This window comes from Enterobacter sp. P82, from assembly GCF_037053385.1.
In the GTDB taxonomy this organism is placed as follows: domain Bacteria; phylum Pseudomonadota; class Gammaproteobacteria; order Enterobacterales; family Enterobacteriaceae; genus Enterobacter.
Genome location: NZ_JBALHX010000001.1, coordinates 402,660 through 429,296 on the forward strand (window position 1 = coordinate 402,660; position 26,637 = coordinate 429,296).

Sequence of the window (26,637 nt, forward strand, 5' to 3'; positions counted from 1 at the left end):
CGTAGCGCCACCTGACTTTACCCAAGCCGGTAATGCATCAGATAGTACTCTCCGTCCGGAGAAATTCCCTTCGACTCAATGTGCCAGCCGTGTCGCTGGTAAAACGCAATAGCCCGCGAATTTTTCTCCAGACACTTAAGCGAACCTGTGCTGGTAAACGTCTTCTGCACCTGCTCCAGAAGCAAGTGTCCGACTCCAAGGCTCTGATACTGCGGGTCAACAAACAGGTTGTGCAGGAAATTATCGTTCGTCCAGACTGAAGCAAAACCCAGGCGATGACCGTTCTGCACGGCGACCCAAATCACTTCGTCGCGGGTTGCTGCATCAAAGTCTTCAAGCTGCCACTGTGAATTGTCCAGCCACGGCCAGGCTTCACGCCGGGCGTGGAGATAGAGCGTGCGCAGGAAAGGGCGATCGCTCTCCTGCCACGGGCGAATCAGGATCGAATCAGCGATGATAGAAGATATCTCCGTTATAGGCTTTGTAGATCTTGCCATCAGCATCACCGATCAGGACGTAATTCTCGCCCATATAGGTCCAGTGTGTACCGGCATCCGGTGCCGGGAGGTTACGCAACTGGTACTGTTTGATGGTGTACTCGGGCGTTTGATACTGCGCAGGTGCGGTGTCGCCAATTTTGAACTTCGTGAAATCAGCAATGAACTCTTGTTCTTCATAGGCCTTGATGCCGGATGGCGCTGCGAATGCAGATCCCGCCAGAGACAGTAAGACACCTAGAAGCAGCAATTTACGCTTAACCATTTTTTCTCCACTTAAACCGTTACTGATACTCTCAGCCTGCTGTTGTGATGACGATGTGGCAGACAGCCTATTTTAAGTATCCCAGCAGACCCTGTTAGAAAAAAAATGTAACAAAAGTGGACGATTTTGTGTAGATCAAATGGTTAATACCATTTTGCTTATGAATGATATTTCCTAAGAGCAATTCAGTACAGAAATGTGTTTTTTAATTAATTCTGAAAGTATAAGTTTACTCTACGTTTGTGATCTGAAAGACATGCGTTTTTTTTAAAGACAACTTAAACTTATAAAAGCGGAACGGTTTAATTTTCAATTCAACTTCCTTCCGCTTCTTAAATTAATCCTGCGCATCATTCGATGATGTGTTTTAGTTATTTAACTGCATGAAAAACAGAGCGTTGAGTGGTTCAGTAATTCTTCCTGAATTTTCTGTTATACGTTTGTTGTGCTCATGAATGATAAATTAATTTTAATGAAAAACACAACTACACTATTTGTAATATTCTTAGCAATAAGTCAGTTGACTGGCTGTGTATTTTCTCCCGGGCAAGCATTAAGCTCATCAGGGAAAAATATCATCACGACGGGTGATGAATATAATAATGTTGATAAGCGTGTGGATCTTTATCCACTTACCCCTTCCCTGATTGAAAAATTGCGTCCTGCCGTTGTGAAATCTCAGCCAAATCCTAAGCTGGATGAGCAGCTCAGAAACTGGGAGTACCGCATTGGAGCCGGTGATGTTTTAACCGTTACCGTTTGGGATCACCCTGAACTGACAACACCGGCTGGGCAATATCGTAGTGCCAGTGATGCCGGTAACTGGGTGAACGCGGACGGTACCCTCTTTTATCCCTATGTCGGAAAAGTCACTGTGGCGGGAAAAACGGTCTCTGAAGTGAGAGAGGAGATCGCCACACGACTGGAGAGCGTTATCGAAAGTCCGCAGGTGGATGTCAGCGTGGCGGCCTTCCGCTCGCAAAAAGCTTATGTCACTGGCGAAGTCGCCAAATCTGGCCAGCAGGCTATTACCAATATTCCAATGACGGTTATGGATGCCGTCAACGCGGCGGGTGGGCTTTCTGCTGACGCTGACTGGCGCAATGTGGTTCTCACTCACGAGGGGAAAGATTCGCACCTCTCTTTGTACGCGCTGATGCAGCACGGCGACCTGACGCAAAATAAGCTGCTCTACCCGGGCGATATTCTTTTTGTTCCACGCAATGACGCACTGAAGGTCTTTGTGATGGGGGAAGTGATTAAGCAGAGCACGCTGAAGATGGACAGGAGTGGGATGACCCTTGCCGAAGCGCTGAGCAATGCGGGCGGGTTGAACCAGGACATGGCCGATGCGACGGGTATTTTTGTCATTCGCTCCATTGCTAAAGGTAATAATGCGGGAAAAATAGCCAACATTTATCAGCTTAATGCGCAGGATGCTTCTGCGATGGTGTTGGGCACCGAATTCCAGCTTGAACCTTACGACATTGTTTATGTCACCACGGCTCCACTGTCGCGCTGGAATCGCGTCATTACTCAGCTCGTGCCGACCATCAGCGGTGTTCATGATCTGACCGAAACGGTTCGTTACATCAGATCGTGGCCGCAATAATGTTCGATTCCATCTTAGTGGTTTGCACTGGCAATATTTGTCGCTCACCGATTGGAGAGCAGTTGTTACGCCAGTTGCTACCGGGAAAACAGATCACCTCGGCAGGCATATTTGGGCTGGAAGGAAGCCCGGCGGATATCCACGCTCAGGATGTGGCCAGGCGACATGGGCTCTCACTCGGTGAACATCGCGCGCGCAAATTAACTCCGCAGATCATGCGGGAATCGGATCTTATTCTGGTGATGGAACCTGCTCATCTTCGTTTTATCTCTGCCATGGCCCCGGAAATTCGCGGCAAATCTCTGCTCTTTGGGCAATGGCTGGAGCCGCAGGACATCCCCGATCCCTATCGTAAAAGCCGTGAAGCATTCGACTATGTTTTCGGGCTGCTGGGCAAAGCCAGCCAGGAATGGGCTCATCGATTGAGTCAACAAGGAATGAAGCGTTAATGTCGTCTTACACAACAGGCAGTTACGGTGCAGCAACACCGGAAAATCATGAAATTGATCTCATTCGTCTACTCGGCGAAATGATCGATCATCGTGCAGTCATTTTATCGATGACTGTCATTTTTACCTTGCTGGCGGGGCTGTATGCTTTTTGGGCCACGCCCGTATACCGCGCGGATGCCTTAATTCAGGTGGAAGGAAAGCAGGATAATAGCCTGCTCAAAAATTTAAGACAGTTTGGTAATGAGATGTCTCCCGATGTGGAACCCGAAATACTCCTGCTTAAATCACGCATGATCCTGGGCGCTACCGTTGATGAATTAGGTTTAACGCAGCAGGTGACGTGGCGTACTTTCCCTGTCGTAGGGCAGTTGTGGGCGCAGTTGCAGGGCCGTAAGCCAGCGACGATCGCCCTTGGTTGGTTGCAACTGCCACTTGTTGAAGGAAAACCCCGATCCCTTGTGCTCACGGTGCTGGAAAAAGGTGCATACCGGCTGGAGGGCGACAATTTTTATGCTGAGGGTAGGGAGGGAAAACCTTTTGAAAAAGAGGGGATTTCCCTGCTGGTGGCGAAACTGAATGCCCCAACGGGCACGCAATTCACGCTACAAACCTGTTCCCGTCTGGAGGCAATCAATGCGCTGAGCAACCAATTTAGCGTAGTTGAATCGGCAAAACAGAGTGGGGTAATGACGCTCACCCTGACCGGCAACGATCCTGATCGTATTGCCCATGTGCTCAACCGTATTGCCAACAATTACCTGCAGCAAAATATTGCCCGTCAGGAAGCGCAGGATTCCCGAAGTCTTGCATTTTTACAGCAGCAGTTACCTAAAATCAGAAGCGAACTCGAGCAGGCCGAAGAGCGGCTGAATCAGTATCGCAAACAGCGTGACTCGGTCGATCTCTCACTGGAAGCGAAATCGGTTCTTGAACAGATTGTTAATATCGAAAACCAGCTTAACGAGTTGACGTTTCGTGAGGCGGAGATTTCTCAACTCTTCAAGAAAGATCACCCGAATTACCGCGCATTGCGTGAAAAACGCCAGACGCTGGTACAGGAGAAAGTTCGCCTGAATCAGCGTGTCTCAGCCATGCCTTCGACTCAACAGGATATTTTGCGCCTCAGTCGGGATGTGGAGTCAGGTCGGACAATCTACCTACAGCTACTCACACGTCAGCAAGAGTTGAACATCTCACGTTCCAGCGCCATCGGTAACGTGCGAATTATCGACAACGCGGTAACGCAACCTGATCCTGTTAAACCGCGAAAGCCGCTGATTATTGTTTTTGGCACCCTGCTGGGGCTGATATTTTCAATGGGGCTGGTGCTGGTTCGCATTGCGCTCAGACGTGGTCTCAACACCGCCGAGCAGCTTGAAGGGCTGGGAGTACAGGTGATGGCTACCTTGCCGCGTTCGATGTGGCTGTGGAAAAAAACGCACCTGCACAGGAAAAGAGTATTTGGCTCGCGCTGGAGTCACAAGATTACCGATGTGCCTTTCCTGCCTGTCGACCGGCCCGCAGATATTTTTGTTGAGGCTGTGCGGGGGTTGCGCACCAGCTTGCATTTCACGCTGCAGGATGCCGCTAACCGGATCGTCATGATTTCTGGCCCAACGCAGGACTGCGGAAAAACGCTGGTCAGCACCTCACTGGCAGCCATTGAGGCACAGGCCGGGCTCAGGGTGTTATTCATTGACGCGGATATGCGTGAGGGATATGTCCATAACGTATTCGGTTTAAAAAACCACACCGGACTTTCCGGGGTGCTTGACGGAAAATGTGCGTGCCAGGAGGCGATTCAGCGCTATGAAAAAGGCAATATTGATGTGCTGACCTGTGGGCCGGTTCCATCGCGACCTTCAGAACTGCTGATGAGCGATCGCTTCAGAGTGTTAATGACGTGGGCAGATGAACATTATGACCTTGTGATCCTTGATACCCCGCCGGTGCTGGCTGTTACCGATGCCGCAGTGGCAGTCAGGGTGGCTGCAACTTCACTGCTGGTTGCTCGCTTTGGCAAGACCAGCCTGAAAGAGATGGAGAACTGCATCAAGCGCCTGCAACAAATGGGGACGTGCATAAAAGGGACCGTGCTGAACGACGTGGTGAAATCAGCAGCTCTGTATTACCACTCAGGCTATGGTCAATACGAATATGGCCATAGCACGACACGGCAACCGTGCAAGGATTAAAGTTTTACCAGCGTGGCAAAGCAGTACACTCGCGACACTTCTTTACAGCGAAACGACGCATAGCTCGCTAAGATGACCTTCGTTAACTCACGAGGTCATAATGGAAAACCGCAAATTCAGCAAACTGCGCCGCTGGGCGCGGGAAGGGATCGTACTCGTTCTGCTGGCGCTGGCTGTGATGTGGGGTGTGGATCAGTACCGCAAGCCGACATTACCTGCCACGTTTAGTGCAACTCCGATGCAGGGTATTGATGGCACGATGCACGACATTGCGGCGCTCAGTCAGGACCGACCGCTGCTGATTTACGTCTGGGCCACCTGGTGCAGCATCTGCCGTTATACCACGCCTGCAGTCAATAAGCTGGCAGAAGAGGGTGGCAATGTGGTGAGTATTGCCATGCGTTCCGGTGATGATGCAAAGCTTGCGCGCTGGGTTGAAAAGAAACAGCTGAAAATGCCGGTGATAAATGATGAAAACGGTGCGCTGTCGCAGGCATGGCAGGTGAGCGTAACGCCGACGCTGGTCATTGTGTCGAAGGGGAACGTTGTCAGCACGACTACGGGGTGGACGAGTTACTGGGGAGTAAAAGCCAGAATGTGGTGGGCAGGGGTATAAAAATAACCCCTCTCCTTGCGGAAGAGGGGTTTTGTATTACTTCGCCAGAACTTCCTGAGCGGTGCGCTCAACCAGAGACAGCAGGATTTTAATATCTTCCAGCGTCACGGTTGGGTTCAACAGCGTCAGCTTCAGGCAAGTGATACCGTTATGCTCAGTCACGCCGACGTTTGCACGGCCGGATTCCAGCAGCGCATCACCAATTTTCTGGTTCAGCAGGGCGATACCCGCTTCATCGGTCTGCACCTGTCCGCGGAAGCGGAACAGTACGCTTGCCAGCTGCGGTTGCATAACCAGTTCCAGAGCAGGCTGCTCTTTCACATAAGCCGCAACCTGCTGTGCCAGCGTCACGCCGTGATCGATGATCGCTGCGTATTGCTCCTGACCCAGCGCTTCCAGGCTCATCCACAGTTTCAGCGCGTCGAAACGGCGCGTGGTCTGCAGCGATTTAGACACCAGGTTAGGCACGCCCGCTTCTTCGTCGAACTCAGAGTTCAGGTAAGCCGCCTGATAGCGCATCAGTTCATAGTGACGTGCTTCTTTCAGCAGGAACGCACCGCAACTGATGGTCTGGAAGAACTGCTTGTGGAAGTCCAGAGTAACGGAATCCACCAGTTCAATGCCGTCCAGGTAGTGACGATACTGCTCAGACATCAGCAGCGCGCCGCCCCATGCCGCATCAACGTGTACCCAGATATTCTGCTTCGCCGCGAGCTCAGCAATGGCACGCAGAGGGTCAATAGCACCGGCATCGGTGGTCCCTGCTGTCGCGACAATCGCCAGGATCTGTTCGCCATTCGCGTTGCACTGTTCGATTTTCGCCGCCAGATCGGTCAGATCCATGCGCGAGAATTCGTCCGTTTTCACCTGCACCACGGACTGGTAACCCAGACCCATCAGCGCCATGTTTTTCTGCACTGAGAAGTGCGCGTTTTCTGAGCACAGTACGCGGATCTTACGCAGATCGCCCGTCAGACCATCCTGCTGAACGGAGTGGCCCTGACGCGCGAAGAACGCATCACGAGCCAGCATCAGACCCATCAGGTTGCTCTGAGTGCCACCGCTGGTGAAGACACCTGCGTCGCCAGCCTGATAACCCACGCGGGTACGCAGCCATTCGATCAGTTTGATCTCAATGATGGTTGCGGACGGGCTTTGATCCCAGGAGTCCATACTTTGGTTAGTGGCGTTGATCAGCACTTCTGCCGCCTGGCTTACTACCAGGCTTGGGCAGTGCAGGTGCGCCACACACTGTGGGTGATGAACGGACAAACTGTCTTTCAGGAAGAACTCCACGGCGCGTTCAATTGCCGCTTCGTTGCCCAGACCTTTCGGGTTGAAATCCAGCTTAATACGGTCGCGCAGTTCCGCGACCGTTTTGCCCTGGTACATCTCAGGCTGTTTCAGCCACTGCATCACGGCCTGAGTGCTTTGTTCAATCGCCTGCTGGTAAGCTTCAATGCTCTGTGCAGAGGAGAACAAAATTGGGTTTGAATCTGACATCGTGTTCAACTACTCCGGTTACGCCGGGCGAACGCCCGCAGCAAGCAGTGCCTGCTCGAATTTATCCAGGAAGATTTTCAGCTCTTCATCGCTGATCAGCAGGGAAGGCAGCAGACGCAGAACGATACCGTTGCGACCACCACGCTCCAGAATCAGACCAGCTTCGAAGCACTTCTTCTGAATCAGGGCAGACAGCTCGCCATCACCCGGGAAGCAACCCATGTGGTCAGCAGCTTCGTTTGGCTTAACAATCTCGATACCGATCATCATGCCCAGACCGCGAACGTGGCCGATTACCGGATAGCGTTTCGCCATCTCTTTCAGCTGGCCTTTCAGCCATTCGCCCTGTGCAGCCACTTTGCCTGCGATGTTCTGATCTTTCAGGATTTTCAGCGTGGTCAGACCGGTTGCCATCGCCAGCTGGTTGCCGCGGAAGGTACCGGTGTGGTGACCTGGAGCCCATGCATCGAACTGCTTTTTGATACCGAGCACAGCCAGTGGCAGACCGCCACCGACAGCTTTAGACATCACGATGATGTCTGGCTCGATGCCAGCGTGTTCGAAGGCGAAGAATTTACCGGTACGCGCAAAGCCAGCCTGCACTTCGTCGAGGATCAGCAGAATGCCGTGTTCCTGAGTCACTTTGCGGATACGCTGCAGCCACTCAACTGGAGCTGGGTTCACACCGCCTTCACCCTGAACGGCTTCCAGAATGACGGCTGCAGGTTTGCGCACGCCACTTTCCACGTCGTTAATCAGGTTTTCGAAGTAGTAGGTCAGCGCTTTCACGCCCGCTTCACCACCGATACCCAGCGGGCAACGGTATTCGTGCGGGTAAGGCATGAACTGTACTTCTGGCATCATACCGTCAACCGCTTCTTTCGGAGACAGGTTGCCGGTCACGGACAGTGCGCCGTGGGTCATACCGTGGTAACCACCAGAGAAGCTGATGATACCGCTACGGCCGGTGACTTTTTTCGCCAGTTTCAGCGCCGCTTCCACGGCGTCAGCACCGGATGGACCGGTGAACTGCAGGCAGTACTCTTTGCCCTGACCTGGCAGCAGAGAGAGAAGGTATTCTGAAAACGCATCTTTCAGAGGCGTAGTCAGATCCAGGGTATGTAACGGCAAGCCGCTGGTAATGACATTTTGGATGCTTTTCAGCACATCAGGATGGTTATGGCCAAGCGCAAGGGTCCCTGCGCCTGCTAAACAGTCAAGGTATTCTTTATTATCTGCATCGGTGATCCACACGCCTTCTGCTTTAGTGATGGCTAAAGGCAGTTTGCGCGGATAACTCCTGACGTTAGATTCAAACTCGGCCTGACGGGCCAGATAGGTTTCGTTGCTTTTGTGGGCATCTACGGTGTCAATACGGACTTTATCCGTCATCATATCACTCCTACAACCGCCGCTTCGTTATGAGCCACGATTGAATAAAAAGTTAAAAAAACAGATGGGGGCCTGAAAAAAACGCCGCCAATATAGAGCCTTTTGCCACGGGGCTCAATGGTTAATTTGTTTACTGTTTTGTGACATGGGGCACAGGGGAGGGAATATCCCTCTTTTCTGAAAGAAAATTGCGCTTTATTACAAAGTAAAACAGCCGGTTATGTGCAGTCGGCCTGGAGTGTAAAAGCAGAAAAAAGAGTGTGACAAATCGTGCCATTCGCTGACATAAAAGAAGGTATACGACCTCCTTGCCACCATGATATGCAAAAATCTCTGGTCTCTATAGATGTGCGACGGAATCGCGCATTAAAAATGGACTTTCAACACGCGTCGTTTCCCGATGGTTTTCACCGTTAATAATATGCAGGGCACTCAGACGTCCAATTTCATAATGTGGCAGTTGAACCGTTGAAAGAGGAGGGAGAAAGAGTTCTCCAATGCCCACCATATTGTCATAACCGATAACCGCAATATCTTGTGGGATGCGAAGCCCTTGAGCCAGTAGCGTCTGGTACACCATCAATGCGATACGATCGTTGCCGCAGATAACGGAGTCGAACCGGGGAATACCGTTCTGAATGTGCGTCAGCAAAACTGACGGAATGTCACGATAGTGCTCGTCCCCGAACGCCATATAGCTATGTTCCAGACTGTTCGGGTCGAGCCCAGCTTCATGGCATGCACGTTCCAGCCCCTGACGGCGTCGGGTTGTGGCCAGATGGTCCACGGGTAAATGCAGGCACAGGGGCTGTCGATAACCCTCGGCGAGTAATGCTTGCACGGCGGTGTACTGTCCCTGTTCATCATCAGGGATGTAGCTGGCAACTTTTTCATTGATACTTTCGCAGTTAGCCAGCACGCAGGGAAGGGTGAGGAGTTTGGCAGGGAGAGGAACCTGACGTAATCCCATTGTGGTGTAGATAATTCCGTCAGGCCGATGAGAGAGGAGAAGGTCGACAATGGCATCCGGGTTGTCATCGGTAAACATATTCATCACGAAGCTGTTCCAGCCGTGCATCCGGGCCGTCTCTTCAATGGACAGCGTAATCTCTACCGAGAAAGGTGTCGTCACCGTATCGAGCGCCAGTACGCCTATGGTTTTAGGTGAGGCATGCGCACCGCGTATTTTCTTGGCGGACAGGTCAGGCACGTAACTGGTCTGCTCGATAGCCAACTGAACGCGCGCCAGCGTTTCCGGTTTAAGGCGCTCCGGGCTGTTAAGCGCGCGGGAAACCGTCATCAGCGATACGTTAGCCAGCTTTGCGACGTCCTTCAGGGAAGCCATTTTCTTACTCCGTTAGTGCTCTGTGTGAGAGGGTATACAACTAAGTCGCTGATGTAAAAGGAAGGCTGATGCCCAGGTCAGGTCATGCTTACCTCTGTGATGAATATTTGATCGCGATCTCATTCTCTCAATGTTAACGTTAACTTTCGTGATTAACATCTTAAATCTTAGCCAAACAGCATGAGAAAGAAATGATGTTAACGTTACCATTGAGTCATTACTCCAACATGAGAATGTCATGATGAAAACGCATCACTCTCACAGCTACCCTTTACTGAGCGCATTACTGTTTTTCTTTTTTGTCACCTGGTCATCTTCAGGCTCGTTGCTCTCCATCTGGCTTCATCAGGACGTGGGGTTAAAAGCGGGGGATACCGGCGTTATCTATGCCGTGCTTTCCGTTTCCGCGCTTTTTGCTCAAATCTGCTATGGATTCATTCAGGACAAACTCGGTCTGCGTAAAAACCTGCTCTGGTTTCTGACTTGTCTGCTCATTCTTTCTGGTCCGGCTTTTTTGCTATTTGGTTATCTGCTGCAGGTTAACGTTTTACTTGGCAGCATTTTCGGCGGGATTTATATCGGCCTGACGTTTAACGGCGGAATAGGGGTACTGGAGTCCTATACCGAGCGCGTGGCCCGCCAGAGCCAGTTTGAGTTCGGCAAGGCGAGGATGTGGGGATCGCTTGGCTGGGCGGCGGCAACCTTTTTTGCGGGGCTCCTGTTTAACATTAACCCGAAGCTGAACTTCGCGGTGGCGAGCTGCGCCGGGCTGGTGTTTTTTGTGTTGCTGGCGCGTCTCAGGGTCTCTTCCGCCCCGCACGCCATGCAGGAGGCGGTGTCCGGCGGTAAGGTCACGCTGGAAGACGCCTTGCGGCTGCTGACGCTGCCGCGCTTCTGGGCGCTGGTGTTTTTCGTTATCGGCACCTGTATTTATGGCGTTTACGACCAGCAGTTCCCGGTCTATTTCTCCTCCCAGTTCCCGACGTTGCAGGAAGGGAACGCCATGTACGGTTATCTCAACTCCTTCCAGGTTTTCCTTGAGGCGGCGGGCATGTTTTGTGCCCCGTGGCTGGTGAATCGCCTTGGCGCGAAGAATGGTCTGATTTTCGCGGGAATGGTGATGGCGATGCGTATGGTGGCATCGGGTCTGGTTGAGGGGCCGGTATTGATCTCCATTACCAAGCTATTACACGCCGTTGAGCTGCCCGTTTTGTTGGTCTCAATCTTTAAATACAACAGCTTGCATTTTGATAAGCGGCTCTCTTCCACCCTCTATCTGGTGGGCTTTGCCTGTACAAGCTCGGTGATTGCCTCGGTCTTGTCGCCGCTGGCTGGTTACAGCTATGAGAAGTACGGCTTTTCCCAGTCCTATCTCATCATGGGGCTACTGGTATTCAGCACCACGTTTATCTCCATCTTCCTGTTGCGCTCGGGTAAGTCCTCTTCTGACCCGCTCATGCCGCAACCTTCAACCATCTGATCGAAAGAGTAGAGAAATGACGTATTCCATTACGAAAGCAGAACAGGAACTTCAGTCAAGACGCGAAGGGCTTAACCTGCGCTGGTATCCGCGTTACCACCTCGCTGCGCGTGCTGGCTGGATGAACGACCCAAATGGCCTGGTCTGGTTTGACGGCTGGTATCACGCTTTTTATCAACATCATCCGTACTCCACCCAATGGGGTCCGATGCACTGGGGTCATGCGCGCAGCAAGGATTTAGTTCACTGGGAACATCTCCCGGTTGCACTGGCACCGGAAGGGCCCGAAGACAAGGATGGCTGTTTTTCCGGATCGGCGGTTGTGGATGGCGATACGCTGGCGCTGATTTACACTGGACACAAATTCCACGGCGATCCTGACGAGGCTAATCTCTATCAGGTGCAGTGTCTGGCAACCAGCCGTGATGGAGTCCATTTTGAGCGACAGGGAATGGTAGTTGATACGCCACCTGGCCTGCATCACTTCCGCGATCCGAAAGTGTGGCGTGAAGGGGATAGCTGGTACATGGTTGTCGGTGCGCGGGATGGCGAGACGGGCCAGGTGCGCGTTTATCGTTCTGCGGATCTGCACGCGTGGCAGGATATGGGCGTACTTGCGGTGGCGGAAAAAGAGATGGGCTATATGTGGGAATGCCCGGACTTTTTCATTCTCAATGGCAAGCGCGTGCTGATGTTTTCGCCTCAGGGGCTGGTGGCTGAAGGCTACAAAAATCGTAATCTTTTCCAGAGCGGCTATCTGTTGGGCGAGTGGCAGCCTGGTCAGCCCTTTGTGCGTGAAGGTGAGTTTGTGGAGATGGATTGCGGGCATGATTTCTATGCACCACAAAGTTTCCTGACACCTGATGGCCGCCGCATCGTCATTGGCTGGCTGGACATGTGGGAATCCCCGCTGCCGGAACAGGAGGATGGTTGGGCTGGCATGCTCTCTTTACCGCGCGAGTTGACGCTCAGTACGGATAACCGTCTGCAAATGCGGCCGGCCAGAGAGGTCGAAGGTCTCCGTGGGGCATGGTTTCCCTGGCCGATAAGTACGCTTAAAAATCAACAGATGACTCTGGTGGAACACTGTGAGGCGATGGATGTTATTCTGCAGTGGGATTGCGCTAATAGCAGCGCGGAACAATACGGCATTCGTCTTGGAAGCGGGTTGCGTGTTTATGTTGATGCGCAGATGCAGCGCCTGGTGCTGGAGCGAGACTATCCAAAGTATGGCCTGTGCGGTACCCGAAGCGTCGCGCTTAACCTGAACGATGCTCTCAGTCTGCGCCTGTTCTTTGACTGCTCTTCCGTAGAAGTGTTTGTCAATGAGGGAGAGGCATGCCTCAGCAGCCGTATTTACCCCGATGCAGGGGGGCGTGAGCTGGCATTGTTCGCCTGGACCGGGACAGCATCGCTTATTGATGCCGGGGCATGGCAATTAGGTTAACAGGGGCGACGTCAGGGTAGGGGCTTACAGTGGTCCTGGCGTCCATATTCTGTAATGCCTGCAATTAAAAAAGGCGATCGATGTCGCCTTTTGTATCTATTTAATTTTCTCAGCGCAGTCGGATCCCACGACAGAAGATGAAGAGAAGGGTACCTTGCTATTGTGTGTCTTTCTGTTTTGCTGGTTTCATCCATGCATCATCATACTTAATATTACCTCTGACATAATTCCATTCAATCCCACGGAATCTAAGCCCTACAACTTCATGCATGTTAGGTGTAGAACTACCTGGATAATAAACATGAGTAAAATCGACAGAAGAAACAACAACACTTTCTAAAGTGATATTATAAATTTCTTCCTCTACTCCCGCCTCAATAATTTCATAATATTTAAGCACGGCTTTTTGAAATCTTTTTTGTTCACATACGGCAATAGCAAAGAAAGGACTTACTTTATCAAGTTGTTTATGAATAACTACAGGGCTATGTTGTCTACATCCGGTCATGTTTCCGGTATTGCTGTCTACAGGTTGCCGTACACCATAGCTACTATTCATCACCTCTATAGCACCTTCTCGACCAAGTGCCAAACAGTTACCTACAACTTGCATTCCATTTTCATCATACAAAAATAAATAAGCTGGTAGTGACATAATTATCGATTCCCATCATTGTCAATAAAAAATTGGTATGAATAACTTTTTCCATTGAGGCTATAAGAAATATTATATTTATAGCCGTTCTTTAGATTAACGTTGAAACATGTATTTGGATATGATAAAGAAATATTATTATCTGATTTAATTACCGTGTATTTCTTTTTAGGCCAGTAATAAATGCTATAACGTTCTAAAACGTCAGTTTTATTTACAGTGAAGCAAATAGTATCACCTTGAATAAACACACTACGATGTTCAGCTATCGGAACACCTCCGCCAGGGCAACCGGAAAGGAGGAATGCTATTGGAAAGATTAGTAATTTCTTCATCCGGGGAATCCTTTCAACACTGCTTTATATTTTCTTATTAATTCATGATTAGATATATTAGGATTATAATCTCTATATTCAGCTAAGTATGTTGTGTCTCTATTAAATCCATAAGTTACGAGTAACCAATAATCACTAGCTATAGATGCTTGCTGTTCTAGTCCGTAATGAAGGAAATCAGCTTTATCTAAGCTGTAATCATAATGAGCGAAACGAGAGAATAGCCCTCTGGTTCTTACAAACATTCCCTTTTGCGCTTGCCATGCGTGAACCATTTCATGCATGAATCTATGTTTCTTTTGTATATCACTCTCTAATGAAAAATCTGGTGAATAGGTTCCTTCTCTAAACCAAAGTTCACCGTTAGGCGTCATGGCAACGTCTACAGGTTGTAAATTGAAGGGAAGGTAGCTTTCACGATGTACCCAGATTTTATAATAGATAAGGCTGCCGCCGAACAGCGTTTTAGCAAGAGCTATCTCACCTAACGTTAGTTGCCTTACTCCCCCAGGATGTATAGCCGTTCCTGATGTTGGGATTATACTTTCATCAACTGGCATTCAATATCCCTTAAATCCTTGTTGGTATTGATCGTGAATCATACTCCTGAAAGGAACTAGTAATGAAAGAGGATTTTACGGGAAAGCTTTTAAAATCAAAGTAGTTTAAGCTAAACTTCATTGGCTGTTAGTAATGCTACAGTTTTTCAGGTTAATCCAATGTAAGCCCATCTGTGTGTTTCTATGTGTTGCCGTAATTTACTGTTTTAAAATTAATTTTCTAATGCGTGTTAAAAACGCAGCAATGCATACGGGGGAGCAGGTTACAGGTACTACCTGAGCGAACTGCGACAACGAAAAATGAAAAAATAAGAGCCGAGTTAATCCCGGCTTTTGTTATGTACTTTGCTGAAGTCAAAAAGATTGTCAAATTTAATGATATCTAATCCAGAGATTGCGTGATTAACATCTTTCATCTTTGCGCCATGTTCATCATAAGCGTTTCGTATTGCCATGAATTCTTCTGGTGTTATCTGTTCTTTAAGCAAAGCCTGCATGATGAGAGTCATCAGTTTTGAGATGGCAATTAGCGTATTACCAGCAGAGCGAAGAAGGGCGTTGAATGGCTCCCAGGAAACCTCTTTAATCAGAACATTATAGTGACGTAACTTGATGAAAGAGCTACCAATGCGAAAGGTATTTTCCGTCATGTCTTTCAAGGAGTCTTGAATATGATAATAGCTTTCTTCGTCGGCTCTTTGTCCTGATTTCTCCAGTGTGTCGAGAAAAGTCATAATGCGGTTTAAGTCAAAGCGCATACGATTGTAACGGCTTCTGGTGCCATCTATTTCTTCTTTAAGAGCGATTGCTGAATCAATTGCCCTCTCCATTTTTCTCGTCTTCACAATCTCCTGAAATTTAACCCCTCCGAAGATGACGCCGCCAACCACACTCAACGCTGTTACAGCATTCGAAGCGATAGAGATAACATTATCCCATGCTTGTAAATCCATCATGACCTCTTTTTTTATGTGGTAGTTGACAACTTAAGAGCATTCTACATGGCACACATTGAATCGCCACGGGTTTAACAGACACTTCGGAGTCATTTAAGATGACTTAAAGAGAGGTGCCCATGAGCGGTAAACGTTATCCCGAAGAGTTTAAAATTGAAGCAGTCAAACAGGTTATTGATCGCGGTCATTCTGTTTCCAGCGTTGCAACACGTCTCGATATCACCACCCACAGCCTTTACGCCTGGATAAAGAAGTACGGTCCGGACTCATCCACTAATAAAGAACAGTCAGATGCTCAGGCCGAGATCCGCCGACTCCAGAAGGAGTTGAAGCGGGTTACTGACGAACGGGACATATTAAAAAAAGCCGCGGCGTACTTCGCGAAGCTGTCCGACTGAGGTACGCCTTTATTCGTGACAACTCCCGTTGCTGGCCTGTTCGTCTGCTCTGCAGGGTGCTGAGTGTTCATCCCAGTGGCTTTTACGCCTGGTTTAAGCAACCGTATACTCAGCGCCACCAGGTAGATCTGAGACTGACGGGACAGATCAAACAGTTCTGGCTGGAGTCCGGTTGCGTTTATGGTTATCGCAAGATCCATCTGGACTTGCGGGATAGCGGGCAACAGTGCGGAGTGAACAGAGTCTGGCGACTGATGAATCGTGCCGGGATAAAGGCTCAGGTCGGGTACCGGAGCCCGCGGGCAAGAAAAGGCGAGGCCAGTATCGTATCGCCCAACAGGCTCCAGCGACAGTTCAATCCGGATGCTCCGGATAAGCGTTGGGTAACGGACATAACCTACATCAGGACCCACGAAGGCTGGCTGTATCTTGCTGTGGTTGTTGATCTGTTCTCACGCAAAATTATCGGCTGGTCAATGCAATCCCGGATGACAAAGGACATTGTCCTGAATGCACTGCTGATGGCTGTATGGCGGCGTAATCCCCAAAAACAGGTGCTGGTTCACTCGGACCAGGGCAGTCAGTACACAAGCCATGAGTGGCAGTCGTTCCTGAAATCACACGGCCTGGAGGGGAGTATGAGCCGTCGCGGTAACTGTCACGATAATGCGGTTGCAGAAAGCTTTTTCCAGTTGTTGAAACGCGAACGGATAAAGAAAAAGATCTACGGAACGCGGGAAGAAGCCCGCAGCGATATTTTTGATTAAATCGAAATGTTTTATAACAGTAAGCATCGGCATGGTTCGAGCAATCAGATGTCACCGACAGAATATGAAAACCAGTATTATCAACGGCTCGGAAGTGTCTAGATTATCCGTGGCGATTCAAATCAAGTAAATCAATACAGTGATTGAACATACAAACCAAATCATTCTAACCTCCCACTTTAAATGTAATTGAAAAAAACGCCTATCTGTTAAAGGGCGGCTTTAGCAATACACTAAAGGTTTACATGATGTGAGAACTTTATAAAGTAAATTAGGTGCTATTTATTATTCTGGTATAGATCTTTATTAATTATTTTGATAGTTGTGCATTCACAACCTTCTCGTTTTCAACTACAAGCGTTAATGTGTAATCTTTCTTTTTCCATACACCCTGATTAGGTTTCCAACCTTTAGAGAGAAGATATTCAGCAGCATCAGAGATAGGTTTGTTCATAACATGGTCTGCTTCACTGGAAAATTGTTTAAAGCTACTATCTTTCTTAGCTGGAGCATTTTCACATTCACCGTTTGCTTCCATCACCTGGGTACAGCCTTTAGGAAGGTGCTTGTGTGCTGATTGTGCAAGTTGAGCAGCATTCTCTAAAGCCTGCTTTTCAGCCGCAGCGTTAAGTGTCGCTGTGCGGTTTTGCTCAGCTACATAACAGGCGTCTTTACTAACCCCCTTGCTTTCACACTCAGCCATACGTTGAGCAGGTGAAGAACATGCAGCGAGAGACATTACAGCAGCTAATAACACCAATTTTTTCATTAAATTAATACCTCGAATTTTATATAACCAGCTATACAGATTGTTACTAATATAAAAACTAGCACTGCTAAAACATACAGAATGAATTTTTTCATTTATCACCTTAGTAGTTACAACTATAGGTATACGTATCTAACATCAATCCAATCCATATTCCCACTCCAACTAAAACCAGATACAACACAGCAGAAAGAAAAACATACTTTGCCATAATCGCTATCATCAGCATAATATTCTGTAACCAGTTAACTAAAATTTATGGGGTGAGTTTGTAGCTACATCGGCGGTTAACTAGCTTTATTTTAAAACACACCCATTGTTTTAGCGATGATTACAGCAACTACAAAATATGCAAACCACCCTAAAATATCAGACTTAACAAAATAAGCATTTTTCATACTTCACCCTTCCTAACGATATAGAGAAAACTTTTTAGATATCTGATCTACTTCCTCTGATTCACCATAGATAGCACAAGCTATGATTTCCAGTTCATCGAAGGAAGTTGATTTAGTTTCCGCTACTTGTTCTTCAGGTGTTTCTCTCCACATTGTAGAAGCAAAGAAAGAATATTCTAATTTTGCTTCATCTGCTTTGATTAAAGAGCTTTTAACCTGATTCTTATTCTTTGCAGAAAGAATGATGATAGGATGATTAGAAAGAGTGCAGGTAATACCGTTGCTCGTTTCATATTCATCATATTTTGAAACGTTGATTCCGGCGCTACAATGAGCAATAGCGTTAGCTATCTTGCCTGCTTCAACATTTCGATCCACGATTACAACAATCTTTTTCATATCGAAAACCTATCTAAATAAACTTTTAATCAAAGCCCCTCATTAGAAGGGCTAGAATTAAAGGCTTACCATCCGTAAGATACGCCAGCACCCACAGTAGCACCGCCATAAGAACCAGCACCAACAGAAGCTTTAGTTACTACGTGCTCTGTTACACGAGCAGAGAAACCGACAGCGACAGCACCTTGTGAGTCATACTCACCTACACCAGCTCCAATAGCGAAAGATTGAGAGTCTGTAACCTGCGGAATGTTAGACATTGCGGCAACAGAAGCTACACCAACAGCAGCGCGTTTACGGTTGTTATCTACGTCATTTTTCAGATTCTTGAAGTTGTTATTACTTTCATTTTCTAACGCTGTAATACGTTTTTCATGATTAGAAAGTTGTGAGCTATGGTTCTCAATAGTAGTTTCTTGTGCTTGTTGGCGTGACTGAACGTTATCAACAGCAACAGTGTTAGCAGCTACTTGTTTGCTATTGCTATCAACTTTAGCTTGTGTAGCCGTGTCTACCTGGATTTGTGTAACGGTGGTTGTTACTCCATCTTTACCGTTAGTACCGTCAACACCATCTTTACCATTCAGAGTAACAATTGAAGTAGTTGTAGATGGCGCAACAGTTTTAAGTGCGGCAGTTGGGGTAACCGTTGATGGAGTTGGTATGTTTGTATCAACCACAGTTACAGTTGGTTTTATAGATGCAGTTAAACCTACTTGCTGTGAGCCATTATCAATAATTCCAGCTTGTACTAATTGTTTTACAGGTGCTTGAATTACTGGTTTTGGTGGTGTTGTTTGTGGGGTAACGAGAGCAACCAACGGAGTAGGTACATTATTAGCTAACGGTGTAGGAATTTTATTCGTCGTACTTTGTGGTAATGGATTTGGAATAGCATTAGGGGAAGTAACTAATGATGTAGGAGTTATTTTTGTTGATGCGATCAACGGTGAAGGAGTACCCTGATTAACAGGCATCGGAATTTGTTGCTTAATTGTAGGAACAGCAGCAGGTGTAGCCACTGGTACAGCCTGAATGATAGGCGTAGGAGCTAAAGTTGGAGAGTTAGTTAAGTTAACTTGTACAGTTGGGAGCTTGCTCGGAATATTGTAAGGCTGTGCAGTTGGAGTGCTTATAACGCTTGTACTGTTTGTAGTATTAGTTGGTGCTGCAATCAACCCTGGCTCGTTTAAAGTTGTTTTGGTATTAGTGGCAGCAGTGTTACCTGAAACTACAACGGGTACAGTAGTAGTTAACTTTACTTGTGCTGGCGTTGAAGGGGTTAAGGTGCTCATTGGTACAGGTGGATTGATACCGCCGATCTGATTTACATAAATTACTTTACCTTGCATGCTATCATAATAGCTATTGCTCAAGAGAGTGTAATTAGCATCTTTCAATGTGTTGCTTGCTAACACATTATTACGAATCCACGGCGCATATTTTAAAATGTCTGGGTGTGAATTAAAGTAAGAATTTGCAGCAGCAAGATCAGCACCAGTTAAAGCAGCTTTAGCTACATTTATAGAGCCAGCAAACACAACGCCAAGTACAAAAACAGCGATAGTGGATTTATTTAAAAGTTTCATAAGAAAGCTCTCATCAATAATGTAAATTTGAAAAAAGTAAGATCGCTATCCTGGCGGGAAGATATAACACCTTGTTATATCTAGATAATTTCATACGAGCTATTGAGATTTGGTTTTAGTCACTTATTTCGTAACGTGCAGTAACTATCTTGTAATACATAAATATGAACATTGATCTGGATCACTAAAGGCACTGAAAGCTAAAATACCCTTACGTGAAGGCTTTTAAATAAATTCAATAAATACAGCTAGATATAAAAATCTACATCAAAATCAACTCATAGCAAGCCTTTGCGAATACATTAAATACATTTATGTATTTTGTCCGTAAAATGTACAAATCAAGCACTTTCATTAAAGTTAATTTATGTATTTGTGCATGTCCCATCCTTTCGAATTAAAAAATACTTTTGAATGAAAGGTGTTTTGACCTGGAGAAAAATATTTTTAATCGAGAATAAAACAGGGTTTTGATTGCTATAAATCAGTGATTGAATTGTTGTAAAAAATGATGCTTTTATTTCGCGCGATTAGAAAATTTGATTGATAAGATTACAAAAAGATTTTAAAAGCAGAGACATGAACTAGTTACTGAGTGCAAAGAGATAGTAAAAAAGGGTAGGGCAGTGCTGAAATCTGCCAGCTATGAAGAAGCGTTGACGGAAGCAAGAAGCCACGATAGAGGGAAGGGCGTAAGTGAACTGTAAGTATCCCTGCTTTAATTCCATGTACTTTTTGAGAGTTCCGGTTTCTGAACACACTGGAAGAACAGAATTCTTTACTCCGTAAACGTAAGAAGATTTTGATTCAATACCATTTTAACCAAGAGGATTATTATTACCTTGCTCTACATCTTCTTGTTTTTCCGCGCTGTTTGGTACATTGCCAGCCGCATCCAGAAAAAAGAACACTTAGTAACTACACTGACGAAACTCTTCAGTGACGTTTTCTACGCGATGCGTTTTTAGAAGCTCGTTTAGATAATCAATAAGTTTTGTCATACAGATATGGGGTGCAAACTGAGGTACAAGGTGTGGTACAGCGTTAAGAGGCGATGACTGGTAGGGTGGGCTTGCAACAGCAAGCAACTTCCCCTAATCTGACAAAAAATTTAGAGATTCAATTTTCATGACTCGGGGTGCCCTTCTTAAATGAAGGCTGAGAAATACCCGTATTACCTGATCTGGATAATGCCAGCGTAGGGAAGTCAGATGCCTTCCCGGTCATCGCTTCTTCACGCAAGGCAGGAGCGAACCCATGCAGCCTGACCTGCTCGATTTACACGTTTTACATCAGTTCCGAACCCGTTCCCCGCTTACGCATTGTATGACTAACGACGTCGTACAGACCTTTACTGCCAACGTTCTGCTGGCGCTTGGCGCCTCTCCGGCGATGGTGATTGAGGCCGAAGAAGCTGAGCAGTTTGCCGCGATCGCCGATGCATTGCTGATAAACGTTGGCACGCTGACCTCACCGCGAGCGCAGGCGATGCGTCGGGCGATTGAGAGTGCGGTAACTGCGGGTAAACCCTGGACACTGGACCCGGTTGCCGTGGGCGCTCTGACGTTTCGCACCCGCTTTTGTCATCAAATCCTTGCCCTGAAACCCGCCGCCATTCGCGGTAATGCTTCGGAAATCCTCGCTCTTGCCGGGATGAGCACCGGTGGTCGCGGCGTCGATACGACTGACTCCACAGCCAGCGCGTTACCTGCTGCACAGGCGCTGGCTCGCCAGACCAATGCCATTGTGGTGGTCACCGGCGAGGTGGATTACATCACTGATGGACAACGAACCCGAACGGTTACCGGCGGTGACCTGTTGATGACGCGCGTCGTGGGAACCGGGTGCGCACTCTCTGCCGTTGTGGCGGCGAGTTGCTCACTGCCGGGCGACAGGCTGGATAACGTCTCCGCCGCGTGCGGATTTATGAAGCGAGCCGGAACGGTCGCCGCTGCACAGTCTCGTGGCCCGGGCAGTTTTGCCAGCACGTTCCTGGATGTGCTCTACACCCTGGAGGAACTGGCATGAAACGTATTAACGCTCTGACCATTGCCGGCACCGATCCCAGCGGCGGCGCGGGTATTCAGGCCGACCTGAAAACCTTCTCCGCCCTTGGCGCGTACGGATGCTCGGTCATTACCGCGCTGGTGGCGCAAAACACGCGTGGCGTGCAGTCGGTTTACCGTATTGAACCGGATTTTGTTGCCGCGCAGTTGGATTCCGTATTCAGCGACGTGCGAATTGATACCACCAAGATCGGTATGCTGGCAGAGACAGATATTGTTGAAGCGGTGGCTGAACGGCTTAAACGTTCTCAGGTACAAAACGTGGTGCTGGATACCGTGATGCTGGCAAAAAGCGGCGATCCATTGCTCTCCGCCTCCGCTGTTGAAACGCTGCGTAAAAAGCTGCTGCCGCAAGTGGCTCTCATCACGCCCAATTTGCCGGAGGCCGCGGCACTGTTGGGGGCAACACACGCGCGAAATGAACGGGAAATGAAAGAGCAGGGGAATGCGCTGCTGGCGATGGGCTGCGGGGCCGTGCTGATGAAAGGTGGTCATCTTGACGATGCCGAAAGCCCGGACTGGCTCTTCACCCGAGACGGCGAGCGGCGTTTCACGGCGCCACGCATACGCACTAAAAACACCCATGGTACCGGCTGCACGCTCTCTGCTGCGCTGGCGGCGCTACGTCCACGGCATGATAACTGGGCCGATACGGTGAGCGAAGCGAAAACCTGGCTCTCCGCCGCGCTGGCAAAAGCCGATACTCTGGAGGTGGGTCACGGTAATGGGCCGGTACACCATTTTCATGCCTGGTGGTAAGCCGTATACTGGCAGGAAACACCACGCCTGAGAAAAACAGAGATGGAACAAGCGCATACCCGGTTAATCGATCAACTGAATGAACGGATCGCCGCGCCCGACAATACACCGCTGTATCTGAAATTTGCCGAAACGGTAAAAAACGCGGTGCGCAGCGGGGTGCTGGAGCACGGCAATATCCTGCCCGGCGAGCGCGATCTGAGTCAGTTAACCGGTGTGTCGCGCATTACCGTGCGCAAAGCGATGCAGGCTCTGGAGTCCGAAGGGGTGGTGACGCGTGCCCGGGGTTACGGGACGCAAATTAACAACATCTTTGAATATTCGCTCAAAGAAGCACGCGGTTTCTCTCAGCAGGTGGTGTTACGCGGTAAAAAACCTAACACGCTGTGGGTGAATAAACGCGTGGTGAAGTGTCCGGAAGAGGTCGCCAGCCAGCTGTCGGTAGAGCCGGAGAGCGAGGTCTTTCTCCTTAAGCGTATTCGCTATGTCGACGATGATGCGGTGTCGATTGAGGAGTCGTGGGTTCCGGTGGGGCTGATTCACGATCCGGACGCCATTGGCATCTCGCTGTATGACTATTTTCGCAGCCAGAACATCTTCCCGCAGCGTACCCGTTCACGGGTGAGCGCCCGTATGCCGGACAGCGAATTTCAGGCGCATATAAAGATGGATGACAAAATTCCGGTGCTGGTGATCAAGCAGGTTGCACTTGACCAACAGCACCGGCCGATTGAGTACAGCATCAGCTACTGTCGCAGCGATCTATACGTCTTTGTGTGCGAGGAGTAATTCCTCGAGAGTAGGGGCGCAATCACCGCCACGGTGGCTGACTACCCAGGCGGCTACCGCATTACCCAGCAGGACAGAGTCTGCAAGACTCCATCCCGCAGCCAGCCCGGCAAGCGTTCCGCCAGCATGACTGTCACCTGCCCCGATTGTGTCGACCACGGTGGCGGGAAACGCCGGAACAGAACCTGAGGCGTCACCGTCATGCCAGGTCGCACCGTCTTTGTCGTGGCGAATAATTAGCGCCGAGCCAAAACGCTGCTGCCACTGTGCCCCTAAGCGTGCAGGTGCCATATCAAATCGTTCAGCAGCAATCTGCGCCTCCTGGCGATTAAGCGAGACGATCGGTTTACAGGCCATAATTCGCGCCATTAGTGCGTCAGGAATATCGGCGATGCGGGGGCCAAAATCAATAAAGGCGGTGATCGCCTGTAACCCCTCCAGCCAGGACGTCAGGAGCTCGCCGCACGGCGATGCCAGTTGATAGCCGGAGAGATAAACCAGGCTTGCTGGCGGCACGTGAAGTGCATCCAACCAGCGCTGTTGCCACTGGTTCTCCACGCCGCTAAACGACATAAAAGTGCGTTCACCATCCGGTTCTACCAGCGCCAGACACCAGCCGTTATCGCCGGTTTCGGCGTCCACGGCGCTGTGCAGATCCTGCTTTGCCATGGCGTTACGGATAATATCCGCCCACACGCCATGGCCGACGGGAAGTGCATTTTGCGACGCGATGCCGAGCCGTTTTAGGGCTATGGCAATGTTCAGCGCACAGCCGCCGATATTGACACCCTGCTGTTTAAGCTCGATATCACATCCGCGCCAGGGCAGGGCGTAGGCATCGGCGATAACGTCAATGACCGCTGCACCCAGTACCGTCACCGGTCGTGTCGCGTGCAATGTTTTAAGGTGTTGGGCAAACGAATTCATACGCCCTCCCTTTGCTCCCGGAAGTGCAGCAGTTTCTCGCAATAGCGACCAAAATCGAGCTGGTTTACAGCGTCGAGTTCCTCTTTCAGTTGCGGGTCAATAGCCTGCACGCCGTGCAACGCCCCGCAGATGGCCGTCGCCATCGCGCCAATGGTGTCCGTATCACCGCCCAGGTTGGCACATAAAATGGCACAGCGGTTCGGGTCGGTTCCTGCCAGTTCAACCATCGCAATGGCCGCCGGAACGGACTCGATGGTGCTGGTTCCTGCCCCGATGAGTTGATACACCTGCTCGCTGGCCGATTCTGTGCCGTTGGCTTCACGCACGGTTTTAAGCGCCAGCTCAATACGTGCTGCCAGCGACGCGCTGAAGGTGGTGGTTTTCGCCTCCTGCGCATAGCGGGCGATACCCGGCAGGGCATCGACGATGTTCTGCCAGCATTCGCCGTCGATGGCGCGAGAAACCGCCCAGGCAATCACCACCGCGCCAGCAATCGCGAGATCCGATTTATGGGTCGGACTGGAAGCCAGCGCCACCTGTTCAACAAAGTGTTCCAGACGCGTGGCCGGGAGCAGGCAGCCCAGCGGGGAGGCGCGCATCGCCGCCCCGTTAGTCACGCCGTTGTTTTCCAGTTCGCTAACCGGTTTCCCGTCGCGAATCGCGTTAAGCGCGATTTTGGAGGTCGGGCCGAGCACGTTTTTATTAAACGCGTCGAAATCGAGCGCCCAGTGCAGAATATGTTTGCCGATAACGTCCGCGTTAATCTCCCCATCACATTCGATAATCGCATCCGCCAGACATAGTGCCATGGAGGTGTCATCGGTGAACTCGGCCTGGTTAAAATAGCAGGCCGCATTATTCTCTGCCGGGCCGGGTAAAAAGCGGTCGATCCAGCCAAAGTGCGCTTTGACACGCTTTCTCGGCCACAGCTCCGACGGCATCCCCATTGCATCCCCTAACGCCTGCCCGTAAAGGGCACCGAGAACACGTTCTTGTTTCATTTTACTTCCCCTTGTGTCAGCGCGGCATCGCTATCAACCACCTCAATTGCGGTGATCTCTTTATCCGATTCGCGGAAAAACAGCATAAACAGCACGGCGATCACGGCAATCATGATCCCTCCGAATGCCCACATTCCGGCCCAGTTGAAGGTCAGCCCATTCACCGGCTCTTTGTATGCGAACATTTTTTCCATCATCACGCCGCCCAGACGGTAACCCAGCAGGCTACCAAACCCCTGACAGCACAGCGTAATCAGGCCTTGCGCGGCGGTGCGCATATGCACCGGCGCTTTTTTATCCACGTAGATATACGCGGTTACGTAGTAGAAGTCGTAGCTCACGCCATGCAGCAGAATGCCGAGGAATAGCAGGGCATAGGTGAAGTACTGTTCTGCACCACCGTAAACAAAGAACCCGTAGCGGATAGCGGCGGTGATCAGGCCCAGCAGTAAGACCTTCTTAATACCAAAGCGTTTGGTGAAGAACGGCAGCGCCAGCATAAAGAAGATTTCGGAGAACTGACCGAGCGTCATCCAGCCGGTGGCGTTTTTCATCCCCACTTCGGTGAGATAGCCGTTAGCGAAGATGTAATAGAAGGCCAGCGGCATGGCGAACAGGAACGAGCAGAAGAAGAACACGAGGAAGTTTTTATCGCGCAGCAGGATTAACGCATCCAGCCCCAGCATCACTTTGAAATCCAGTTTGCCGGTACTTTTCGGCGGCGTGTTCGGCAGGAACAGAGCAAATACGCCGAGCAGGGCGGAGCTGGCTGCGGTCATCAACAGCGGTATATTGGTATCGGAAATATCGCTAAAGCCCAGCATCTGCGGCAGGAAACCGCATGCCAGACCGGAGGCAATCCAGCCAATCGTCCCCATCACGCGGATACGTGGGAAATCGGCCTCGACGTCGTCCACGTTGGCGAAGGCAATACTGTTAGTCAACGCGATAGTGGGCATATAGGTCAGAGAGTAAACCAGCAGCAGGGGGAAGAAGGTGCTGAACTGGGTTTGCTGTGCGGCGAAGTACATCAGAATGGCACCGGCAAACATCAGCACCGCCAGTACTTTCTGCGCGGCGAAGAAACGGTCTGTCAACGAGCCGACAAGAATCGGTGAGAGGATGGCGGCAATCGCGGTACAGGCGTAAGACCAGCCAATTTCTCCGGCGGTAAAACCGCTTTTGCTCAGCCACAGCCACAGCGGCACAAACCACGCGCCCCAGATAAACCATTCAATAAACATCATGAATGACAGTTGGACTTTCGTTTTCATTTTTTAATCCTGCATGTCAGAAAGGGTACGCCTTTAAAATACCATTCAATGATACCTTTTAAATACCTTTGTGGTGATTGTTTGATCAGTGTAACAGTTTTGTTGTACGCGAAACGAGCCAGCAGATTGCGCTGAAAAAAATGCAAAAGGTGGAAAATCTGTTAAGTCGGTACCAGGCTTAGTCTGCCCGC

General features: G+C 49.5%; 24 protein-coding genes, 1 pseudogene and 1 riboswitch. Of the genes and pseudogenes, 10 read left to right on the plus strand and 15 right to left on the minus strand.

From position 1 onward, the window contains the following. Positions 1 to 17 precede the first annotated feature (17 nt). Positions 18 to 497, minus strand: a complete 480-nt coding sequence (locus WB237_RS01830; protein ID WP_336209730.1) for a GNAT family N-acetyltransferase — start codon at positions 495 to 497, stop codon at positions 18 to 20. Further along, entirely contained in the window at positions 448 to 762 is a 315-nt protein-coding gene (locus WB237_RS01835; RefSeq protein ID WP_316943753.1) for an RcnB family protein, read from the minus strand. The genes WB237_RS01830 and WB237_RS01835 overlap by 50 nt, the downstream gene beginning before the upstream one ends. Before the next feature lie 472 nt (positions 763 to 1,234). Between WB237_RS01835 and WB237_RS01840 the strand changes: the two genes are divergently transcribed. The 4 genes from WB237_RS01840 to WB237_RS01855 all read left to right on the plus strand — a co-directional run bounded on the left by WB237_RS01840 (position 1,235) and on the right by WB237_RS01855 (position 5,637). After that, positions 1,235 to 2,374 (plus strand): polysaccharide export protein, encoded by a 1,140-nt coding sequence (locus WB237_RS01840; protein ID WP_336209734.1) that lies wholly within the window; start codon positions 1,235 to 1,237, stop codon positions 2,372 to 2,374. Next, positions 2,374 to 2,823 carry an arsenate reductase/protein-tyrosine-phosphatase family protein gene (locus WB237_RS01845; protein WP_336209740.1) on the plus strand — a complete coding sequence of 150 codons (450 nt, stop codon included), beginning with the start codon at positions 2,374 to 2,376 and terminating at the stop codon, positions 2,821 to 2,823. Before WB237_RS01840 ends, WB237_RS01845 begins: the two co-directional genes overlap by 1 nt. Further along, positions 2,823 to 5,021 (plus strand): tyrosine-protein kinase, encoded by a 2,199-nt coding sequence (etk, locus tag WB237_RS01850; RefSeq protein WP_336209742.1) that lies wholly within the window; start codon positions 2,823 to 2,825, stop codon positions 5,019 to 5,021. Before WB237_RS01845 ends, etk begins: the two co-directional genes overlap by 1 nt. Before the next feature lie 100 nt (positions 5,022 to 5,121). Beyond that, the gene (locus WB237_RS01855; RefSeq protein WP_336209743.1) at positions 5,122 to 5,637 is read left to right on the plus strand and encodes a protein disulfide oxidoreductase; all 516 of its coding nucleotides are present in this window, start codon (positions 5,122 to 5,124) and stop codon (positions 5,635 to 5,637) included. Positions 5,638 to 5,673: 36 nt separating this feature from the next. On the opposite strand, the gene WB237_RS01860 is transcribed toward WB237_RS01855, so the two are convergent. From WB237_RS01860 to WB237_RS01870, 3 genes are all read right to left on the minus strand, one after another. Further along, a complete protein-coding gene (locus tag WB237_RS01860; RefSeq protein WP_336209745.1) occupies positions 5,674 to 7,140 on the minus strand; it encodes a pyridoxal phosphate-dependent decarboxylase family protein in 1,467 nt (488 codons plus the stop codon). A gap of 18 nt (positions 7,141 to 7,158) precedes the next feature. Beyond that, positions 7,159 to 8,535, minus strand: coding sequence for a diaminobutyrate--2-oxoglutarate transaminase (locus tag WB237_RS01865; protein ID WP_028016338.1), 1,377 nt, complete (start codon positions 8,533 to 8,535; stop codon positions 7,159 to 7,161). Positions 8,536 to 8,872: 337 nt separating this feature from the next. Beyond that, entirely contained in the window at positions 8,873 to 9,877 is a 1,005-nt protein-coding gene (locus WB237_RS01870; RefSeq protein ID WP_336209747.1) for a LacI family DNA-binding transcriptional regulator, read from the minus strand. A gap of 238 nt (positions 9,878 to 10,115) precedes the next feature. Between WB237_RS01870 and WB237_RS01875 the strand changes: the two genes are divergently transcribed. Both WB237_RS01875 and WB237_RS01880 read left to right on the plus strand, forming a co-directional pair. Next, complete coding sequence (locus tag WB237_RS01875; RefSeq protein WP_336209749.1) at positions 10,116 to 11,357, plus strand: MFS transporter; 1,242 nt, start codon at positions 10,116 to 10,118, stop codon at positions 11,355 to 11,357. Between the two features lie 16 nt (positions 11,358 to 11,373). Continuing rightward, positions 11,374 to 12,804: a glycoside hydrolase family 32 protein gene (locus tag WB237_RS01880; protein WP_336209751.1), complete on the plus strand. Its 1,431-nt coding sequence runs from the start codon at positions 11,374 to 11,376 to the stop codon at positions 12,802 to 12,804. Between the two features lie 157 nt (positions 12,805 to 12,961). On the opposite strand, the gene WB237_RS01885 is transcribed toward WB237_RS01880, so the two are convergent. The 4 genes from WB237_RS01885 to WB237_RS01900 all read right to left on the minus strand — a co-directional run bounded on the left by WB237_RS01885 (position 12,962) and on the right by WB237_RS01900 (position 15,310). Continuing rightward, on the minus strand, positions 12,962 to 13,459 hold the full coding sequence (locus WB237_RS01885) for an Hcp family type VI secretion system effector (protein ID WP_336209754.1): 498 nt from the start codon (positions 13,457 to 13,459) through the stop codon (positions 12,962 to 12,964). Positions 13,460 to 13,461: 2 nt separating this feature from the next. Then, positions 13,462 to 13,794 (minus strand): putative T6SS immunity periplasmic lipoprotein, encoded by a 333-nt coding sequence (locus tag WB237_RS01890; RefSeq protein WP_336209755.1) that lies wholly within the window; start codon positions 13,792 to 13,794, stop codon positions 13,462 to 13,464. Further along, positions 13,791 to 14,354 (minus strand): type IV secretion protein Rhs, encoded by a 564-nt coding sequence (locus tag WB237_RS01895; RefSeq protein ID WP_336209757.1) that lies wholly within the window; start codon positions 14,352 to 14,354, stop codon positions 13,791 to 13,793. The genes WB237_RS01890 and WB237_RS01895 overlap by 4 nt, the downstream gene beginning before the upstream one ends. A 320-nt stretch (positions 14,355 to 14,674) precedes the next feature. Beyond that, on the minus strand, positions 14,675 to 15,310 hold the full coding sequence (locus tag WB237_RS01900; RefSeq protein ID WP_336209759.1) for a hypothetical protein: 636 nt from the start codon (positions 15,308 to 15,310) through the stop codon (positions 14,675 to 14,677). Between the two features lie 119 nt (positions 15,311 to 15,429). Here WB237_RS01900 and WB237_RS01905 point away from each other — a divergent pair. Continuing rightward, a pseudogene (locus tag WB237_RS01905) lies at positions 15,430 to 16,577 on the plus strand (IS3 family transposase). Between the two features lie 208 nt (positions 16,578 to 16,785). Here WB237_RS01905 and WB237_RS01910 read toward each other — a convergent pair. The 3 genes from WB237_RS01910 to WB237_RS01920 form a co-directional block, all read right to left on the minus strand. After that, positions 16,786 to 17,244 carry a hypothetical protein gene (locus tag WB237_RS01910; RefSeq protein WP_336209761.1) on the minus strand — a complete coding sequence of 153 codons (459 nt, stop codon included), beginning with the start codon at positions 17,242 to 17,244 and terminating at the stop codon, positions 16,786 to 16,788. 410 nt (positions 17,245 to 17,654) lie between these two features. After that, positions 17,655 to 18,041, minus strand: a complete 387-nt coding sequence (locus WB237_RS01915; RefSeq protein ID WP_336209763.1) for a DUF2000 family protein — start codon at positions 18,039 to 18,041, stop codon at positions 17,655 to 17,657. A gap of 65 nt (positions 18,042 to 18,106) precedes the next feature. Continuing rightward, complete coding sequence (locus tag WB237_RS01920; RefSeq protein ID WP_336209765.1) at positions 18,107 to 19,630, minus strand: YadA C-terminal domain-containing protein; 1,524 nt, start codon at positions 19,628 to 19,630, stop codon at positions 18,107 to 18,109. Positions 19,631 to 20,754: 1,124 nt separating this feature from the next. Beyond that, a riboswitch (TPP riboswitch) is annotated at positions 20,755 to 20,852 on the plus strand. Between the two features lie 35 nt (positions 20,853 to 20,887). Between WB237_RS01920 and thiM the strand changes: the two genes are divergently transcribed. From thiM to WB237_RS01935, 3 genes are read left to right on the plus strand one after another with little or no spacing between them, the layout of a single operon-like run. Next, positions 20,888 to 21,658, plus strand: coding sequence for a hydroxyethylthiazole kinase (gene thiM / locus WB237_RS01925; RefSeq protein ID WP_336209767.1), 771 nt, complete (start codon positions 20,888 to 20,890; stop codon positions 21,656 to 21,658). After that, positions 21,655 to 22,455: a bifunctional hydroxymethylpyrimidine kinase/phosphomethylpyrimidine kinase gene (gene thiD / locus WB237_RS01930; RefSeq protein ID WP_336209769.1), complete on the plus strand. Its 801-nt coding sequence runs from the start codon at positions 21,655 to 21,657 to the stop codon at positions 22,453 to 22,455. The genes thiM and thiD overlap by 4 nt, the downstream gene beginning before the upstream one ends. A gap of 42 nt (positions 22,456 to 22,497) precedes the next feature. Next, positions 22,498 to 23,244 (plus strand): GntR family transcriptional regulator, encoded by a 747-nt coding sequence (locus WB237_RS01935; protein WP_028016344.1) that lies wholly within the window; start codon positions 22,498 to 22,500, stop codon positions 23,242 to 23,244. On the opposite strand, the gene WB237_RS01940 is transcribed toward WB237_RS01935, so the two are convergent. Genes WB237_RS01940 through WB237_RS01950 form a run of 3 tightly spaced genes read right to left on the minus strand, consistent with a single transcriptional unit; the run spans position 23,218 to position 26,446 of the window. Further along, complete coding sequence (locus tag WB237_RS01940) at positions 23,218 to 24,171, minus strand: PfkB family carbohydrate kinase (RefSeq protein ID WP_336209771.1); 954 nt, start codon at positions 24,169 to 24,171, stop codon at positions 23,218 to 23,220. The genes WB237_RS01935 and WB237_RS01940 overlap by 27 nt on opposite strands. Beyond that, positions 24,168 to 25,172 (minus strand): ADP-ribosylglycohydrolase family protein, encoded by a 1,005-nt coding sequence (locus WB237_RS01945; RefSeq protein WP_336209773.1) that lies wholly within the window; start codon positions 25,170 to 25,172, stop codon positions 24,168 to 24,170. Before WB237_RS01945 ends, WB237_RS01940 begins: the two co-directional genes overlap by 4 nt. Beyond that, complete coding sequence (locus WB237_RS01950; RefSeq protein WP_336209774.1) at positions 25,169 to 26,446, minus strand: nucleoside permease; 1,278 nt, start codon at positions 26,444 to 26,446, stop codon at positions 25,169 to 25,171. The genes WB237_RS01945 and WB237_RS01950 overlap by 4 nt, the downstream gene beginning before the upstream one ends. Positions 26,447 to 26,637: the final 191 nt, after the last annotated feature.